The organism is Ancylobacter polymorphus, from assembly GCF_030813495.1.
GTDB lineage: Bacteria > Pseudomonadota > Alphaproteobacteria > Rhizobiales > Xanthobacteraceae > Ancylobacter > Ancylobacter polymorphus.
In genome coordinates this window covers 1-14,519 of record NZ_JAUSUI010000008.1, presented here as the reverse complement: position 1 = coordinate 14,519, position 14,519 = coordinate 1, and the positions used below count along the sequence as shown (strand labels likewise).

Below are 14,519 nucleotides of genomic sequence, written 5' to 3'. Positions count from 1 at the left end.
GCCCGTTCCGAAAGAGTTGAGCGGCTGGGGCGCTCGTGATTCCAAGAGGTTGTTCAGGCCATCTTGGAGCGAGCGATGTGGACCCCAGCCACTCGCCGGCAGCATAGTCGCGCGGGACTTCGATACGAAACGGATTTGACGGATGCGGAGTGGCGGCTGGTTGCGCCGTTGCTGCCGGCGCCGAAGCGAACCGGTCGGCCTCTGTCGAGGCCGCTGCGCGAGATCGTCAACGCGATCTTCTATGTGATGCGCGGCGGCATCGCCTGGCGGCTTCTACCGAGCGACCTTCCACCCAAGAGCTCGGCCTATCGCTGGTTTGCGGCCTGGCGGGACGGGGGTGATCTTCCCCCTAAAAAGTGGACGGGGTTAAGCCGCTCTGCGTTCCATCTCGGCTGGGCTGATATAGCCGAGGGCCGAGTGCAGGCGGCGGGAATTGTAGAAGCCCTCAATGTATCCGAACAGATCCCGTCGCGCCTCGGCCCTGGTGGCATAGAGGCGATGGTGGACCCGCACAGTTTTCAGGGTGTGGAAGAAGCTCTCCATCGGTGCATTGTCCCAGCAGTCGCCCTTGCGGCTCATGGATGGGGTGATGCCCGCTGCGGTAAGTGCCCGGCGGTAGGCCTCGGCAGCGTATTGAATCCCACGATCTGAGTGGTGGATCAGGCCGGGTGCCGGCCGCTGGCGCTCGATGGCCATGGCGAGGGCCTCCAGCGCGATCTGGGTATGCAATGTCTCGCGCATGGACCAGCCAACCAGCTTTCGGGTGTGCATGTCGAGCACGCCGGCGAGGTAGAGCCAGCCCTCGCCTGTGGGGATGTAGGTGAGGTCCGCCAGCCAGATCTGGTTCGGCGCGGAAGTCCTGAAATTGCGGGCGAGCCTGTTGGGAGCGATCGGATAGGAATGGCGGCTGTCGGTCGTCCGCGTGCGACGTAGCAAACGGGACACGTTGCGGCACCATTGCGCCGCGACTGGCGAGAGCCAATGGGTCAGCTGCAGCAGGCTGTAGTAGTGCTTGGGCAGATCCAAATACAGGATCGGCTCGTGATGCGCGATGCGGTTACGCAGGGTGCGCACAGGGGCCAGCGGCTTGGAGAAGTGTTTGCGGGTGAGGCCTTTGCCGCCCTCTTGCCGCGCAATGTCCTTCAGGGTGCGCTGCCAAAGGTCTTCATATTCGCGCCCGACCATGGCGGTCCAATAGCCAAAGGTCAGCGCAGCGACGACCCTACCGGGCGTCTCCGTCTTGCGGGCGTCGCGGATCAAGCAGTGAAGCCGACAGCATCGTGACGCCGCAACTGCATCAAGCGCGCAACATCCCTGCGGATGCGCCGCAGCTCTGGCCACGGGAAATGCCGCCCCTCGGCGCCATCCGCGCCTACGGCAAGCAGCACGTCGAGCTTCGTGGAGAGGCCCCGAAGAGACGTGGCTTCCGCTGCAAGAACTCCCTTCATCAGGCGCTCTTCTTCGTCGGAAGCCGCCTCCTCTTGCTGCCGAGCGACGGAGTAGCCGATGGCGCGATCCGCGTCGTCCCAACGCTGCTGATGTGCGCGCAGCACTGCGGCGACTTCGGCGCGCCGCGTGCAGAGCGACGGCATATCGGCCGCAAGCTCATCGAACTGCCGAAGCGAGCTTATGCGCACCGGTGATGGCAATTCGGCTGCAGCCAGAACCGCCTGCGGAAAGCCGATCATCCGCGCGAGTTCGGACTCCAGACGTTGCTGCTTCTGGCACAGTGCAAGCGTTCGCCGATGCGCGGCGCGCCACGCATTCCACGCAATGACTGCGGCGTCCGTCGTGCCACCATCCTGCGGCGCAGCCGCAGCGGAATTGTTGAAGGAGGTGCCGCCGATCGTCATCAGGGCGGCAGAGAGAAGGTCCCTACGGGATGGCCGGGACAGACTCGTGCTAATCTCAGAATCAGCCATGATCCGAGCTCCAAGCAGCTTGATTGTGGTCAGGTCGGGAGAGGTGGCGCAAACACCTTTTCCGACCGCTTAGCCGCCGTTGGCGGCTATCTCAGAATGCAGTTGTTTTTCAAAAAGTCAAACTTTGACGGTGCCTTGAACGTGACGGAAATTTCGCCCGCCCAGTGCCGTGGAGCGCGAGGGATGCTCGGTTGGAGTCAGGCTGAGCTTGCGGCAGCGGCACAGGTGTCTCGTCCGACCATTGTCGACTTCGAGCGCGGCGTTCGCGTTCCCCACGCGGGCAATCTGGCCTCCATCATCGCAGCGCTCGAGCAAGCCGGCATAGAGTTTACCCCCGAGAACGGTGGCGGTGCCGGTGTGCGCCTTCGGAAGCCACCGACGTCCGGATAGTCCCACATCCGCTGCAGCAGGCGCGCAAGAGACTGCGACCTCTGTGCAGCCCGACTGCGGTTCGGCCGCAGTTCCTTTGCAGCTTCTGTGCAATGCGACCGCCGATCTGCAGGGGTTCGGCTGCGCATCACCGACAGCAGTCTCAAGTTAGGCATGGCGATGAATCGCTACGTCGCTGCTCACGCGGCGGCCTGTGGAACACCCAGTTGGCGTATTTTCGGAGAACTTAAGGTAAATTCGGTAGCTCTAGGCGCCTATGTCGCGTTTTCTGCCGCTTTGTCATAGTATCGTAGCGATGTGACGTGATCTCGTTTAGGCCGGACGGAGTGAGGTGGCTTGATGGCAGGATAAAAGCGCGCACATTGCGCGGCGGTCGGATGGTTATTTTTGCAATGTATTTGCTAAATCTCGACACATTGCGCCGCTCGAGAGCAATGTGCGGGCTTCTCGGGAAGCTTGTTGGCTGAACGCTTAGCCACACATTGCTGCCGTCTGATGCCGGCCTGAGGACCATCACCCCTTGGTTTTGGATCGTGAGCCCTGCCACTTTTGGATCGTGGTCGAGAGAAAGGCTTCTCGGCAAAAACGCCGCCCCTGTTCGAGGTGAGTCGCCTCTCCACAACGTGCCTGCACTGACCGCCGATGCCCCGTACGAGCTTCGCGCGCATGTTGGTGAAGTTCTGCCAGCAGCGTGCCACGACCGTCCTGTCGCCCCGCGACGCCGATCTCTTCCAGAACTGGCTCCTCGATCTGCTCGCCGCGCGCGTGCCACCACCCCTGACGGAGCGCGACTATGACTGGCACGCAATCGCTCACGCCTGTGATGTGGATCACGCCGATCTGTAGCATGCCGGCCCCGTGCTTGCGCCCGGCCTTGATGCGCTGCGCCGTAAATTGGCCCGCCGCGGCCACGTCACGGTGAAGCGTGCCGCGGCGCGCCGACAAACGTCCGCCTTGGAGCGAGGCGGGCCCATCGTGATGCCGACCGCCTAGACGCTGCGCCGCGCCGACGCGGCCCGCGGGCGAAGCCCATCGTCGAGTTTCCCGAGAGCGACGGCCGGCCCTGGACGGACCCGCCGTCATTCGCCGATGCGCTCGATCTTCACATGCGCCGCCATGGCGACACCGCGAAGCATCTCGCACGTGTCCTTGAGGCGAGCGCGACCCAGGTCGATGCCACGGCACTCAACCTGTGGCGCCGCGGCGTGAAGGTGCCGCGCGCCTCGCGAAGTCTTGCGGCGCTGGAGCTTATCGAGCGGCGCTACCGCCTGCCGCCGGGCTACTTCCGCTCGAAGCTGCCGAACGGAGACCGCTGCACCTCGGCGGGGACCATTGCCGGCATCAGCCGCGCGGAGCGACGGCGCCTCGCCTGGCACCTGCCGCATGATTTTGACCGCCGCCCATTGAGGGAGAGGCAGGAGATCCTTGAGTGGGTACAGCGCGTGGTGATCACGGGAACGACCGACTATCGGCGTTTCCAGGCTGCCGCCATGAAGCAGCGCTACTCGATCCGCTTTCCGGGCCTGCTCGACCAATCCTCCCGGCCGCGCGGGCTGTACCGGTTTTGCCGGGAAGAGGATGGATCGCTGCCGGATCCGGACCTTGCAAGCCCGGCGCTCGATGCCCGCCCCAGCTGGCCGAGGAGATGGCCGATCTCGTCCGCTTCAAGACGGCGACGCTGACGGCCTTCGGCTATCAGCGCAACGGAGTCTGGGGCGAGGAGACGGCATCCCAAAAGGTCGAGCATCTTGGCCTGATGTTCGGTGCGCTGGCGGCGTCACCCAGCGGCGCGGTCCATGGCTTCGGCGTGCCGCTGGAGAATCTGAGCTTCAGTCTGCTGGTCTTCCCGATCGTGTGGGACTGGTACATTCAATGGCGTGAACGTCGGCGCGGGACGACACCAACCGGCGCTGTACGGCCGTCGCCGCTCCAACCTTCTGATCGGGGTCGGGGCGGCGGCGGTCGCGGGGTCGCCAAGCAACACCACCGGCCGTGTTCGGCTCAATGCCTCCTTCCGGGCGAACGATCCGTGATCGACGCTTTCGCTTCGGCCATCGATGCGCTCTTCGCCGATCCCAATATCGGCGAGGACGCGCTTTGGAAGGCGGGCGGCGTCAGCGGTGGCGCCGCTGTCCGCGTCATCCGCAAGTCGCCCGACCGCGTGGCGGAATTCGGGGACAGCCGCGCCGTTCTGCCGACCGTCGGTATCGATATCAGTCGCTCGCAGGCGGCAACGATCGCCGAGGGCGATCTGATCCTGATTGGGGCCGAGACTTATCGGATCATCGGCGAACCGATGGGCGATGCGCTCGGGCTGGTGTCAGCCTGCGAGGCCGTACAGGTGTAGGCGAAATCGGCCGATTTCTGGTAAAGACCTTCTAAGTTGCTCGGAGGCGCACTTGCGGACGGTATTGGCGACACTAGGGCTTGGTTTCCTTGGGGCGGCGTTCACAGGCGGCGTCAGCGCAGCAGCGACGCCACTTGCGGCGGGGCTTGCTGGTGGCGTCGCCGGGAATCTTGCGACGGACCTGTTCAAGCATGTTGATCGCAAAATCTGCGAGCGCTTTCTGGACGGTTGGTCCGGTATTGACGAGAACCATTACGTCGTTGCTGCGCTACGTTTGGCGCAGATAGACGCTCTGCGCGCCTTGATCGCAAAATTTGAGGGCACATTGGGGAAGGAGGATGACCGGCTGGGCGATCAAGCCGGGTTTGGCTTTGCGGCGCGCGTCAAGTCTTTCCTTTCCGAAGAAACAAAAGTCGCGCAGGCACGCAGCTTTTCGGTCGGTAGTGCTGACATTGATGAGCGGAAGGCAGTTCTCGCGCTGTTGCCAGACACCTTTGACGATGCGTTGGCCGCACGTCGCGACTCTAACGAGCGCGGAGAGGCAGACTCGGCGATAGCACAAGTGCGGTCCGTTGCGGAAGCCGCCGTGCTCGACGAACTTCGCGTCCGATGCGGAGACAGCGCAAAACGCATTCCATTGGCGTTTGAGGACTTTTTCCTTGGCAAGGACGGCGTGTCGGGTTGGTTCGATCTGTTCGTTCGCGATGCCGCTGACAAGCTGACGCATCCCAACAGCGAGTTCGCGGCAATCTGGAATGCTGAGCAGACGGCTCTGATAAAAGCATACGTCGAGGCGCAAAATCTACAAACTGCAGAGGTCGGCTCTCAAGTCGAATTCTTGCGTGCTAATTTCGTATCAGGCATGCAAGAGATCACTCGGGCTAGGATCGCAGTCGACAAGATCGCTGAACATCCCTTGAGACTGGCCGCCGAAAATGCGTTGTTGGCGCTTCGCACTATGCCATCCCGCCTTCAAGAGGCAGTAGATGCTGGAGCAACCAGTTTCAATTTTGAGGAAGCGCGAAAGGCATTAGAAGATCTTTACGCCGTATCGAGCGCTTCTTCGCGACCGGACGTTAGAGAGAGGGTGATTCTGTATCAAGCGAACTATAATGGATACCTTGGTATCATACGCAGAGGCATTGCTAGGTTGGCAACAATAGAAGAAATAAACATCTACCACAACCAAGAGATTGTTGGGGTGTTTGAACAAAAATTCGCAGATTTACTCGAACCCTCGTTGCGTTTCGATAGCGCGATGCAAGCCAACTGATCCAGCCGACTGAACTGAGCACAATAAAGAAACCTAATGCGCTTCACCATCCAGCGTCCCGATCTCGGCAAAGTGCTTGCTGAAACCGAGAAGGATGTCGAACGCGCTGTCACGTCGGGGGATGCCCGACGCTGCTGATGGCCTGAAGCAGGATCTCCGCGAAGATGCCGTCGCGGCCGGGCTCGGAGAACGGCTGTCTCGGACATGCTGGGGAAAGACCTTCCCAAGGTGGGCGAGAATGCCCAAGCCGCAGCCAATGTCTGGTCGCGCGCGTCAAAGCTCGTCGATGCCTTTGATCGTGGCGTCGTGATCCGCTCGTTGCGCGGCCTGTTCCTGGCGATCCCGACAGTTGCCGCCGGCAAGAGCGGACGGAGTGCCGTTGGCTCGCGCGAAAAATCACGCCCGAAGGCTGGCAGTGGCGAACCGGCCTGAAGCTTCGGTTCGTTTATCGCCGTGGCCGTCCCTCGCTGCTGGTCGCGGATGATGCCCGGATCGCCGCGGCGCTTGTAACATCTCAGACAAGGCGTCCTATTTGTACGCGATGGCGTCCTATTCGCCGCACGACCTTCGTTAGGGGCTTTCCCGTGCGCTCGGATAGGTCTTCGGTCGTCCCGGGCCTTTCCGGCTCGGGATTCTCGGATGCAATGGCGCTCAAGCGGCACAGGAACACCAAGGCACTCGGACCGGCCGCCGGACCGGAGACGGCGCTGGCCCGCGCCAAACGTGCCGAAAAGGCGATTCTGACTCTCGCCCGGATCATCGGTCGCCAGATGGCCCGCGAGCAGTTTGATCGGCACATCGCGTTGGAGCGGAAGGTCCGGAGGAAACGTTCGCCGGGCGAGGAGGCGTAATTCCAGCTTTGCCCATAAACAAATTATACGTATAATTCTGGCATTCGATCTGAAAGGATGCCCGCCATGGCGAGAGTCGGCTCCCTCGAATTCCAGCGCAAGTTCGGCGAGTTTCAGCATCAGGCCCAGCGCGAGCCGGTGGAAATCACACGGCACGGACGTCGCGAGTTCGTGCTGATGTCCGCTGACCATTATGATTGGCTTCGGGCCGCCGCGCAGCGGACCCACCGCACGGCCGATGCCATCGATGTGGTGATCGACGCGGTGGAGCGTGCGGAGATGGACGCCGAGCACGCGCACCTGAACGATCTGTTGAAGTAGAGCGCTCGCCGTGGCGTTTCCCGAGCCAAGGCCCGGCCTCATCCTTCGCTATGATTACCTCTGGACGCACGAGGCAGCTGCCGGCCGCGATCAAGGCAAGGATCGCCCGACCTGCCTTGTCGCCGCGACCGATTCCCTTGTCCGCCCTCGCTATGTAGTCTTGCTGCCGATCACCCATACGCCGCCGTCCGGCGATACGGTGGGGATCGAGATTCCGGCGAAGGTGAAAGAGGCTATCGGCCTCGACAGCGAGCCGAGTTGGGTGATCGTATCGGAGCACAATATCGACGAATGGCCGAATAGCGGGCTGTCGCCGGTTCCTGGCAAGCCAGGTGAGTTCAGCTACGGATTCATCCCGCCAGGGCTGTTCGCGAAGATCAGGACCAGCTTCCTCGAAATGGCACGAGCGAAGAAAAGTGGTGCCGTCCGCCGCTGACCATGGAGACACGAAAGGAAGGTCTATGACCCGCGTCGCGCTCTATGCCTGCTATTCCTCAGATCATCAGCGGGAAGCCTCAATCGAAGACCAGCTTCGCCTCTGCCGTGAGCAGGCGAGGCGCGACACGTGGAGCGTGGTCGCCACTTACAAGGACGCAGGGATTTCCGGTTCGAGTATGATCCTGCGACCTGGCATCCAGATGCTGCTGCAGGACGCGCAGGCGGGACAATTCGATGTGGTGATGGCCGAGGCGCTGGACCGCATCAGCCGCGACCAGGCGGACATTGCGACGCTGTTCAAGCACCTCAAATTCGCCGGCGTGCCGATCGTCACATTGGCTGAAGGCGAGATCAGCGAATTGCATGTCGGCCTGAAGGGCACGATGAACGCGCTATTCCTCAAGGACCTTGCCGCCAAGACGCATCGCGCGCCTCCGTGGTCGTATCGAGGACGGCAAGTCGGGCGGTGGGCTCTGCTACGGCTATAGGGTGGTGAAGAAGCTCGACACATACGGCAATCCCGTTCGGGGAGACCGTGAGATCGACGAGGTCGAAGCTAACATTGTTCGACGTGTGTTTCGCGAGTTCGCGGATGGTGTCGGTCCGCGCACCATTGCGCGGCGACTGAACGAGGAGGGCATTCCCGGCCCGAGCGGCAAACTGTGGAGCGACACAACGATCCGCGGTCACGTCAAGCGCTGAACCGGCCTCGTGAACAATGAGCTTTATGTCGGCCGCTTGCTCTGGAACCGGCTTCGATATGTCAAAGACCCGTCAACCGGCAAGCGCGTCTCGCGGATGAATCCCCGGTCGGAATGGATCGTCAAGGACGTCCCCGAGCTCCGCATCGTCGACGACGAGCTGTGGCAAGCCGTGCGCGAGCGGCAAGGCGAGATCACTGAGAAGTATGTGAATGTCACCGAGGCCATCCGTGATCACCATACCAAGAATCGGCTGAACGGTGGCCGCAGGCCGAAATCGCTGCTCTCGGGGCTGATATTCTGCGGCTGCTGTGGTGGTCCGTATTCTCTGCGTGGATCCGACCGTTTCGCCTGCTCAAACCACATCAGCAAAGGTACCTGCTCCAACAGCCGGACGATCCCGCGCGAGGACTTGGAGCGCCGCGTGCTGGCCGGTCTCAAGGGCCGGATGATGGCGCCTGAGGTCGCGGCTGAGGCGATGCGCGCTTATGCCGAAGAAACGAACCGGCTCAATCGGGAACGCCGCTCGAATGGCGAGGCCTGGAAAGCGGAGCTGGTCAAGGTAGAGAAGCAGATCAGGGGCATCATCGAGGCCATCAAGGCCGGAATGTTCCATGAGAGCATGAAGGCAGAGATGGACACGTTGGAGGCCCGAAAGAAGGAGCTTTCAGCGCTACTGGTCGATGTTCCCAACGACGTGCCGGACATGCTGGCGAGGGCCGCGGTCATCTATGCGAGCAAGGTCGCGAATCTGACCTATGCGCTGAACCGGCCGGAAGAAAGGCCTCAGGCAGCGGAAGCTTTGCGGATGCTGATCGAGCGGATCGTGCTGACGCCGGGCGATGAACGAGGCGAGATGTTCGCGGCGCTGCACGGCGAACTGCGCACCATCCTCGAATGGACCGAGCGCCAGGCCATCGGAAAGACCGGCAGAAAAACAAAACCCGCAGCCGAGGCTGCGGGTTTGTCGGTATCAGTGGTTGCGGGGGCAGGATTTGAACCTGCGGCCTTCAGGTTATGAGCCTGACGAGCTACCGGGCTGCTCCACCCCGCGTCAGAGACGGAAAGTCGCCGTGGCGTCTTGCCGATGGCGGCTATCTAGCAATCCGCATGGCCAAATGAAAGGGGGCCGGGCTATCTTTTTGTCACCCTATCGTCGTCTCGGGCGTTGAGAAAGCACCTAACAGGCTGATTTGGAAAGGTCTTTCATCGTGGAGAAGGGTTCTGACAGCGCTGCGGCAGCGGTGGATAGTCCCGTTCCGGCGGAAGATGCGCCGCCCACGCGGCTGGCGCTGGCGCTGGGCGAGGCCTTCACCGAGGCCCAGGGGGCGCTTGCCCTCCGCGATCCGGAAGCGGCGGTGCACGGGGTGCGCAAGGGCTTCAAGCGGCTGCGGGCGCTGCTGCGGCTCGCCGAGGCCGCCCCCGCCCGCGCGGTTTCCCAGCGCGCCCGCGCCGCCCGGCGCGCCTTGGCGGAAACCGCACGCCATCTCGCGCAGGCCCGCGACACGGCGGCGCGCGAAGACGCGCTGGACGATCTCGTCGCCAAGGCCGGCCTGGCCAAGGCCACCCGCCGCGCCGCCGGCCGCGCCCTCGCCAGCACCGACGCACCGGTGCCGGAGGGCGACGGCGTCGGCGCGCATCGCGCCACGCTGGAAGCGGAAATGGCGGCTCTGGCCGAGGCCCTGCCCCGGCTCGGCGCCGCGCTGGATGAGGAGGCGCTGCTTGCCGCCCTCGCCGCCTCCTATGCCAAGGCGCGCCGCGCCGGCCGCGCGGTCGACCCGGCCGACGACGAAAGCCTGCATGAGCTGCGCAAGGATGTGATCGCCCAGCGCTACCAGATGGAGTTGGTGATCGCAGACTGGCCGGCGCTCGGCCAGTTCTGGGTCGACGAATTGCAGCGGCTGCGCGACAAGCTCGGCAAGCATCACGATCTCGCCGTGCTGCGGGCGCTGGCCGAGGCGCAGCCCGCGCGCGCCGGCCGGCGCCCGGCCTGGTGCGCCCCGCTGCTCGCCGCCATCGCCGCGCGGCAGGGCAAGCTCGCCCATTCCGCCCTTCGGCTCCACGCCCGCCTGTTCGCGGAAAAGCCGAAGGCCTTTCGCCGAAGGCTTTCCGCCTATATGTCTGCTGTATCCGAGCGGAAATAGCGGGGCCGGGACGCCCACGCCGCGCCCCTGAGGAGATTTGGAACCGCCCATGTTCGTGCGGCAGATGCACTATCTCGTCGCTTTGGCCCGCGAGAAGCATTTCGGGCGTGCGGCGGCCGCCTGCCATGTCACCCAGCCGACGCTGTCCGCCGGCATCCGCAAGCTGGAGCAGGAACTGGGCGTGCCCATCGTCGCGCGCGGCCATCGCTTTCTCGGCTTCACCGCGGAAGGCGAGCGCGTGCTCGGCTGGGCCCGGCAGATCGCCGCCGATTATGAGAGCCTGAAGCAGGAAAAGGCCGAGAGCGGCAGCGCCATAACCGGCACGCTGCGCGTCGGCGCCATTCCCGCCGCGACCGCCGCCGCGCCGGCCTTGCTCGCCCCCTTCCGCGACCGCCATCCCGGGGTGAAGGTGCAGATGCTCACCCTCTCCTCGGCGGCGATCCAGCGCGGGCTCGACGCGATGGAGCTCGACGCCGGCATCACCTATCTCGACAATGAGCCGCTGAACCGCGTGCGCCGCGTGCCGCTCTACCGCGAGCATTATGTCTTCATCACCCGACCCGACGAGCCGCTCGCCCGCCGGCGCAGCCTGCGCTGGGCGGAAGCGGCGGCACAGCCCCTGTGCCTGCTCACCCCGGACATGCAGAACCGCCGCATCATCGACCAGGTGATGGCCGAGGCCGGCCTCGCCTCCGCCCCTGTGATCGAGACCAATTCCTTCATGGGCGTGTGGTCCTTCGTGCGGCGGGGCCCATGGAACAGCCTGGTGCCGGAGGCGAGCTTTCGCGGGCTGGGCGACGGCGTCGATCTCGCCGCCGTGCCGCTGGTGGACCCGGTGCATGTGCAGCCGATCGGCCTCGTGCTCTCCGAGCGCGACCCGCTGAGCCCCGTGGCCGGCGCGCTGCACCGGCTGGCGCAGAAACTCGCGCGCGAGGGGACGCTGGAAGGGCTGTTCAACTGACGGGCCGGCGGCGCGGCCACGACCGGACAGGCGCCGCGACGCCTCGCCCTACCCCCTCTCATCGCCCAGACACCGGCTTCGCCCGGAAAGCCCTGCCGCAGGCGCCCACGGACAGCAGCGGCGGTCTCGGGCCGTCGCCGGCACGCCGTCGCGCAAGGGCACGAGGAAGCCGACTGGGCCCGCGGGGCGCGAACCTTCATATCCGCCGTCTATCAATTGTTCACCGCTTTCAATTTGAACCGCTGCCACGCCCGGGCCAGTGTCGGCGGGCCGGCGAAAGGCGGGGCCGATCACCCCGCCCCACCCGGTACAAAGGACGACCGCCGCGCCGTTTCGGGACGCTCTCCCGGACCGGCCACCCCTGCAGAGATCAAGAAGCCGGCCCGGCCGGCGTGCAGGCTCTGCCGCGTGACGCGGCGGAAACGTCCCCGCTCAACCCCAAGCGAGGAATGGCCCGATGGCGAAGGTTCTGTGCGTTCTCTACGATGACCCGATCGACGGCTACCCCACCACCTATGCCCGCGACGACCTGCCGAAGATCGACCATTATCCCGGCGGCCAGACCCTGCCGACGCCCAAGGCGATCGACTTCACGCCGGGCACCATGCTGGGCAGCGTGTCGGGTGAGCTGGGCCTGCGCAAATACCTCGAATCCAACGGCCATACGCTGGTGGTGACCTCCGACAAGGACGGCCCGGATTCGGTGTTCGAGAAGGAACTGGTCGACGCCGACATCGTCATTTCCCAGCCTTTCTGGCCGGCCTATCTCACGCCCGAGCGTTTCGCCAAGGCGAAGAACCTCAAGCTGGCGCTCACCGCCGGCATCGGCTCCGACCATGTTGACCTTCAGTCGGCTATTGATCGCGGCGTGACCGTGGCCGAAGTCACCTATTGCAACTCGATCAGCGTCGCCGAGCATGTGGTGATGATGATCCTCGGTCTGGTGCGCAACTATCTCCCGGCGCATGACTGGGCGCGCAAGGGCGGCTGGAACATAGCCGACTGCGTAAAGCACTCCTACGATCTCGAAGCGATGAGCGTCGGCACCGTTGCCGCCGGCCGCATCGGCCTCGCCGTGCTGCGCCGGCTCGCGCCCTTCGACGTGAAGCTGCACTACACCGACCGTCACCGTCTCCCCGAGTCGGTGGAGAAGGAGCTCAACCTCACCTGGCACGCCTCCCCGACCGAGATGTATCCGCATTGCGATGTGGTGACGCTGAACTGTCCGCTGCATCCGGAGACCGAGCATATGGTGAATGAGGAGACGCTGAAGCTGTTCAAGCGCGGCGCCTACATCGTCAACACTGCGCGCGGCAAGCTGTGCGACCGCGACGCCATCGCCCGGGCGCTGGAGAACGGCACGCTCGCGGGCTATGCCGGCGATGTCTGGTTCCCGCAGCCGGCGCCGGCCGATCACCCCTGGCGCACCATGGCCTGGAATGGCATGACCCCGCATATGTCCGGCACCTCGCTCACCGCCCAGACCCGCTACGCCGCCGGCACGCGGGAAATTCTCGAGTGTTTCTTCGAGGGCCGGCCGATCCGCGACGAATATCTCATCGTCCAGGGCGGCAACCTCGCCGGGGTCGGCGCGCATTCCTATTCCAAGGGCAACGCGACCGGCGGTTCGGAAGAAGCGGCGAAGTTCAAGAAGGCGGTGTAGACCGCATTTTCAGCAGATCGGGCGTTCGGTTCCCGTCCGCGGGAACCCTCCCGATCACGCCGCCGAAGGCGATCGCTCGTCACCCCGCACCAAAAGGTGCGGGGTTTTCCGCTGTTGAGACGATCGCATCGCCGGCGCGCCCGCTTCCGGCCCGCAGCGGCACGAACAGGACTGGGCGTGCCGGCCTGCCGACGCGCTTTGTCTGCATCATCTGAAGACCATCAGCGGGAAAGCGGGGCCGGGACCGATTTTGCGCCCCGGCGAGATGTCGGCCTGGGTGACGACCTCGGTCACGGTCGGATAGCTTTGCTTCAACGCGCGAACAAGCGCGACAGACGTGGCGATCTGCGCCTCGCTGTAGCACTCGAAACCGACCGTGCCGTTGCCGCTCGGCGTGTCCTGCGCGCAGACGCGCGCCTCGGGCACGGCTTTGCCGTCCCATGTCATCCAGACCCCATCCTGCCGGCGATGCAGCTGGCCGTTATTGACGAAATCAATGCCTATGCTGCGCGCATTCAACCCCCGCAGCCCTTTCCATTCACTGGTTCCCGCGTGCCAGGCAATCCGGTCCAGCGGCACCATCTGAATCATGCCGCCATCCCTGGAGATGACAAAGTGCACCGAGGCGTTCGTCTGCGGCCTCGAAAACGCGCTAACAAGCCCCGCAGCCGCATCCGTCGATGCGAAATCGAGCACGATGAAGCGCGGATCAGCCGCCTCGAAGGGGCCGCCGATTGACGCAGCCGGGATGAAGTCGACGTCGATATCGCCCTGCGACACCACTTTGCCGTCGACAATACCCAGTCTCGGCAAAGTGAGCCCGCCCAGCGTCGAGCCCTCGCGCCACAGACGGCCGCCGAAGGGGGCAATCGCGGCGGTCGGCACCTGCGCCGCCACGGGCAGCTTGTCCTGCGGAAGGTCGAGGATCTTCTGCGCATAGGGCTCGGCGATGATGCCGATGGTGGCGTAGAAGCGGAGCGCGCGACGCTGCTCCTCCTCCGTTCCGCGCGCTATGGCCGCGCTGATCGTTTGCTGCACGAATCTCTGTCGTTCGAGCGAGATCTCATGCTGCTGCTTCTCATTCTGCTGCGCGATTTCATGGGTGAGGCGCCTGGCCTGCTGGTCGAGTTCGGCTTGGGCATTGAGCAGCGCGGTCTCGCGTGTCGTCCAGCCCGAGACAACATGGCCGACAACCGCACCGAAGGCGGCCAGAAGCGCGGCGATAATGGTGGCCTGCGCCGCTGAGAAACTGAAACGCGGCGACGGCCGAGGACCGGCCTTACCTTGCCGGGGGGATTTGGCGGCCGGCGCTGCGCCTTCGGCATTCCCCACGACCGTCCCCGACGCCTGGAACTCGCTTGGCTTAGGATAGACGAATACGACGAAGGCGCAATCAGCGCATGCTCTGACGGGGCCCTGTTTTCCCGGGCTCAGACAGCAAAACCCCGCCTGTGAGGTGTCACGGGCGGGGTTTTGTTTGGGGTGTGAAGAAGTGTTTTGCTGTGCTT

14 protein-coding genes, 1 tRNA gene and 4 pseudogenes are annotated in these 14,519 nt (G+C 64.2%); 15 read left to right on the top strand and 4 right to left on the bottom strand.

The features are described from left to right. Window positions 1–75 precede the first annotated feature (75 nt). Window positions 76–339, top strand: a pseudogene (locus J2S75_RS17610) (transposase); the annotation flags it as partial. Window positions 340–366: 27 nt separating this feature from the next. On the opposite strand, the pseudogene J2S75_RS17605 reads toward J2S75_RS17610, so the two are convergent. After that, window positions 367–936, bottom strand: a pseudogene (locus J2S75_RS17605) (IS3 family transposase); the annotation flags it as partial. Window positions 937–1,256: 320 nt separating this feature from the next. Then, the gene (locus tag J2S75_RS17600; RefSeq protein ID WP_307021757.1) at window positions 1,257–1,853 is read right to left on the bottom strand and encodes a hypothetical protein; all 597 of its coding nucleotides are present in this window, start codon (window positions 1,851–1,853) and stop codon (window positions 1,257–1,259) included. Between J2S75_RS17600 and J2S75_RS17595 the strand changes: the two genes are divergently transcribed. The 11 genes and pseudogenes from J2S75_RS17595 to J2S75_RS17540 all read left to right on the top strand — a co-directional run bounded on the left by J2S75_RS17595 (window position 1,746) and on the right by J2S75_RS17540 (window position 9,264). After that, entirely contained in the window at window positions 1,746–2,312 is a 567-nt protein-coding gene (locus J2S75_RS17595; protein WP_307021755.1) for a helix-turn-helix domain-containing protein, read from the top strand. The genes J2S75_RS17600 and J2S75_RS17595 overlap by 108 nt on opposite strands. Before the next feature lie 666 nt (window positions 2,313–2,978). Further along, window positions 2,979–4,206, top strand: a pseudogene (locus tag J2S75_RS22550) (hypothetical protein); the annotation flags it as partial. Window positions 4,207–4,341: 135 nt separating this feature from the next. Beyond that, window positions 4,342–4,659 (top strand): head-tail joining protein, encoded by a 318-nt coding sequence (locus tag J2S75_RS22545; RefSeq protein WP_442320037.1) that lies wholly within the window; start codon window positions 4,342–4,344, stop codon window positions 4,657–4,659. A gap of 52 nt (window positions 4,660–4,711) precedes the next feature. Next, entirely contained in the window at window positions 4,712–5,932 is a 1,221-nt protein-coding gene (locus J2S75_RS17575; RefSeq protein ID WP_307021747.1) for a hypothetical protein, read from the top strand. A gap of 204 nt (window positions 5,933–6,136) precedes the next feature. Next, on the top strand, window positions 6,137–6,364 hold the full coding sequence (locus J2S75_RS17570) for a DUF6441 family protein (RefSeq protein ID WP_307021745.1): 228 nt from the start codon (window positions 6,137–6,139) through the stop codon (window positions 6,362–6,364). Between the two features lie 212 nt (window positions 6,365–6,576). Next, entirely contained in the window at window positions 6,577–6,783 is a 207-nt protein-coding gene (locus J2S75_RS17565; protein WP_307021743.1) for a hypothetical protein, read from the top strand. A 66-nt stretch (window positions 6,784–6,849) separates the two neighbouring features. Continuing rightward, window positions 6,850–7,104, top strand: coding sequence for a type II toxin-antitoxin system prevent-host-death family antitoxin (locus J2S75_RS17560; protein WP_267584917.1), 255 nt, complete (start codon window positions 6,850–6,852; stop codon window positions 7,102–7,104). 10 nt (window positions 7,105–7,114) lie between these two features. Next, window positions 7,115–7,540, top strand: a complete 426-nt coding sequence (locus J2S75_RS17555) for a hypothetical protein (protein WP_307021740.1) — start codon at window positions 7,115–7,117, stop codon at window positions 7,538–7,540. Window positions 7,541–7,565: 25 nt separating this feature from the next. After that, the gene (locus J2S75_RS17550; protein ID WP_307021738.1) at window positions 7,566–8,030 is read left to right on the top strand and encodes a recombinase family protein; all 465 of its coding nucleotides are present in this window, start codon (window positions 7,566–7,568) and stop codon (window positions 8,028–8,030) included. Window position 8,031: 1 nt separating this feature from the next. Beyond that, a pseudogene (locus J2S75_RS17545) lies at window positions 8,032–8,367 on the top strand (recombinase family protein); the annotation flags it as partial. Further along, window positions 8,341–9,264 carry a recombinase zinc ribbon domain-containing protein gene (locus J2S75_RS17540; RefSeq protein WP_307022041.1) on the top strand — a complete coding sequence of 308 codons (924 nt, stop codon included), beginning with the start codon at window positions 8,341–8,343 and terminating at the stop codon, window positions 9,262–9,264. The pseudogene J2S75_RS17545 and the gene J2S75_RS17540, both read left to right, overlap by 27 nt. On the opposite strand, the gene J2S75_RS17535 is transcribed toward J2S75_RS17540, so the two are convergent. Beyond that, window positions 9,221–9,297 (bottom strand) — tRNA-Met (locus J2S75_RS17535). The two genes, J2S75_RS17540 and J2S75_RS17535, sit on opposite strands and share 44 nt — an antisense overlap. 157 nt (window positions 9,298–9,454) lie before the next feature. Here J2S75_RS17535 and J2S75_RS17530 point away from each other — a divergent pair. From J2S75_RS17530 to J2S75_RS17520, 3 genes are all read left to right on the top strand, one after another. Then, the gene (locus J2S75_RS17530) at window positions 9,455–10,387 is read left to right on the top strand and encodes a CHAD domain-containing protein (RefSeq protein WP_307021737.1); all 933 of its coding nucleotides are present in this window, start codon (window positions 9,455–9,457) and stop codon (window positions 10,385–10,387) included. A 49-nt stretch (window positions 10,388–10,436) separates the two neighbouring features. After that, a complete protein-coding gene (locus J2S75_RS17525) occupies window positions 10,437–11,348 on the top strand; it encodes a LysR family transcriptional regulator (RefSeq protein WP_307021735.1) in 912 nt (303 codons plus the stop codon). Between the two features lie 457 nt (window positions 11,349–11,805). Further along, window positions 11,806–13,011: an NAD-dependent formate dehydrogenase gene (locus tag J2S75_RS17520; protein WP_307021733.1), complete on the top strand. Its 1,206-nt coding sequence runs from the start codon at window positions 11,806–11,808 to the stop codon at window positions 13,009–13,011. Window positions 13,012–13,218: 207 nt separating this feature from the next. On the opposite strand, the gene J2S75_RS17515 is transcribed toward J2S75_RS17520, so the two are convergent. Continuing rightward, a partial coding sequence (locus J2S75_RS17515) for an N-acetylmuramoyl-L-alanine amidase (RefSeq protein WP_307021731.1) occupies window positions 13,219–14,519 on the bottom strand: 1,301 nt, incomplete at its 5' end.

Bases quoted from the DNA above. Each gene is read 5' to 3' on its own strand.
- J2S75_RS17520 (WP_307021733.1), top strand. From the start codon at position 11,806: ATGGCGAAGGTTCTGTGCGTTCTCTACGATGACCCGATCGACGGCTAC.
- J2S75_RS17600 (WP_307021757.1), bottom strand. From the start codon at position 1,853: ATGACGATCGGCGGCACCTCCTTCAACAATTCCGCTGCGGCTGCGCCG.
- J2S75_RS17565 (WP_307021743.1), top strand. From the start codon at position 6,577: ATGGCGCTCAAGCGGCACAGGAACACCAAGGCACTCGGACCGGCCGCC.
- J2S75_RS17560 (WP_267584917.1), top strand. From the start codon at position 6,850: ATGGCGAGAGTCGGCTCCCTCGAATTCCAGCGCAAGTTCGGCGAGTTT.
- J2S75_RS17525 (WP_307021735.1), top strand. From the start codon at position 10,437: ATGTTCGTGCGGCAGATGCACTATCTCGTCGCTTTGGCCCGCGAGAAG.
- J2S75_RS17540 (WP_307022041.1), top strand. From the start codon at position 8,341: ATGAATCCCCGGTCGGAATGGATCGTCAAGGACGTCCCCGAGCTCCGC.
- J2S75_RS17550 (WP_307021738.1), top strand. From the start codon at position 7,566: ATGACCCGCGTCGCGCTCTATGCCTGCTATTCCTCAGATCATCAGCGG.
- J2S75_RS17595 (WP_307021755.1), top strand. From the start codon at position 1,746: ATGCGCGGCGCGCCACGCATTCCACGCAATGACTGCGGCGTCCGTCGT.
- J2S75_RS17570 (WP_307021745.1), top strand. From the start codon at position 6,137: ATGCTGGGGAAAGACCTTCCCAAGGTGGGCGAGAATGCCCAAGCCGCA.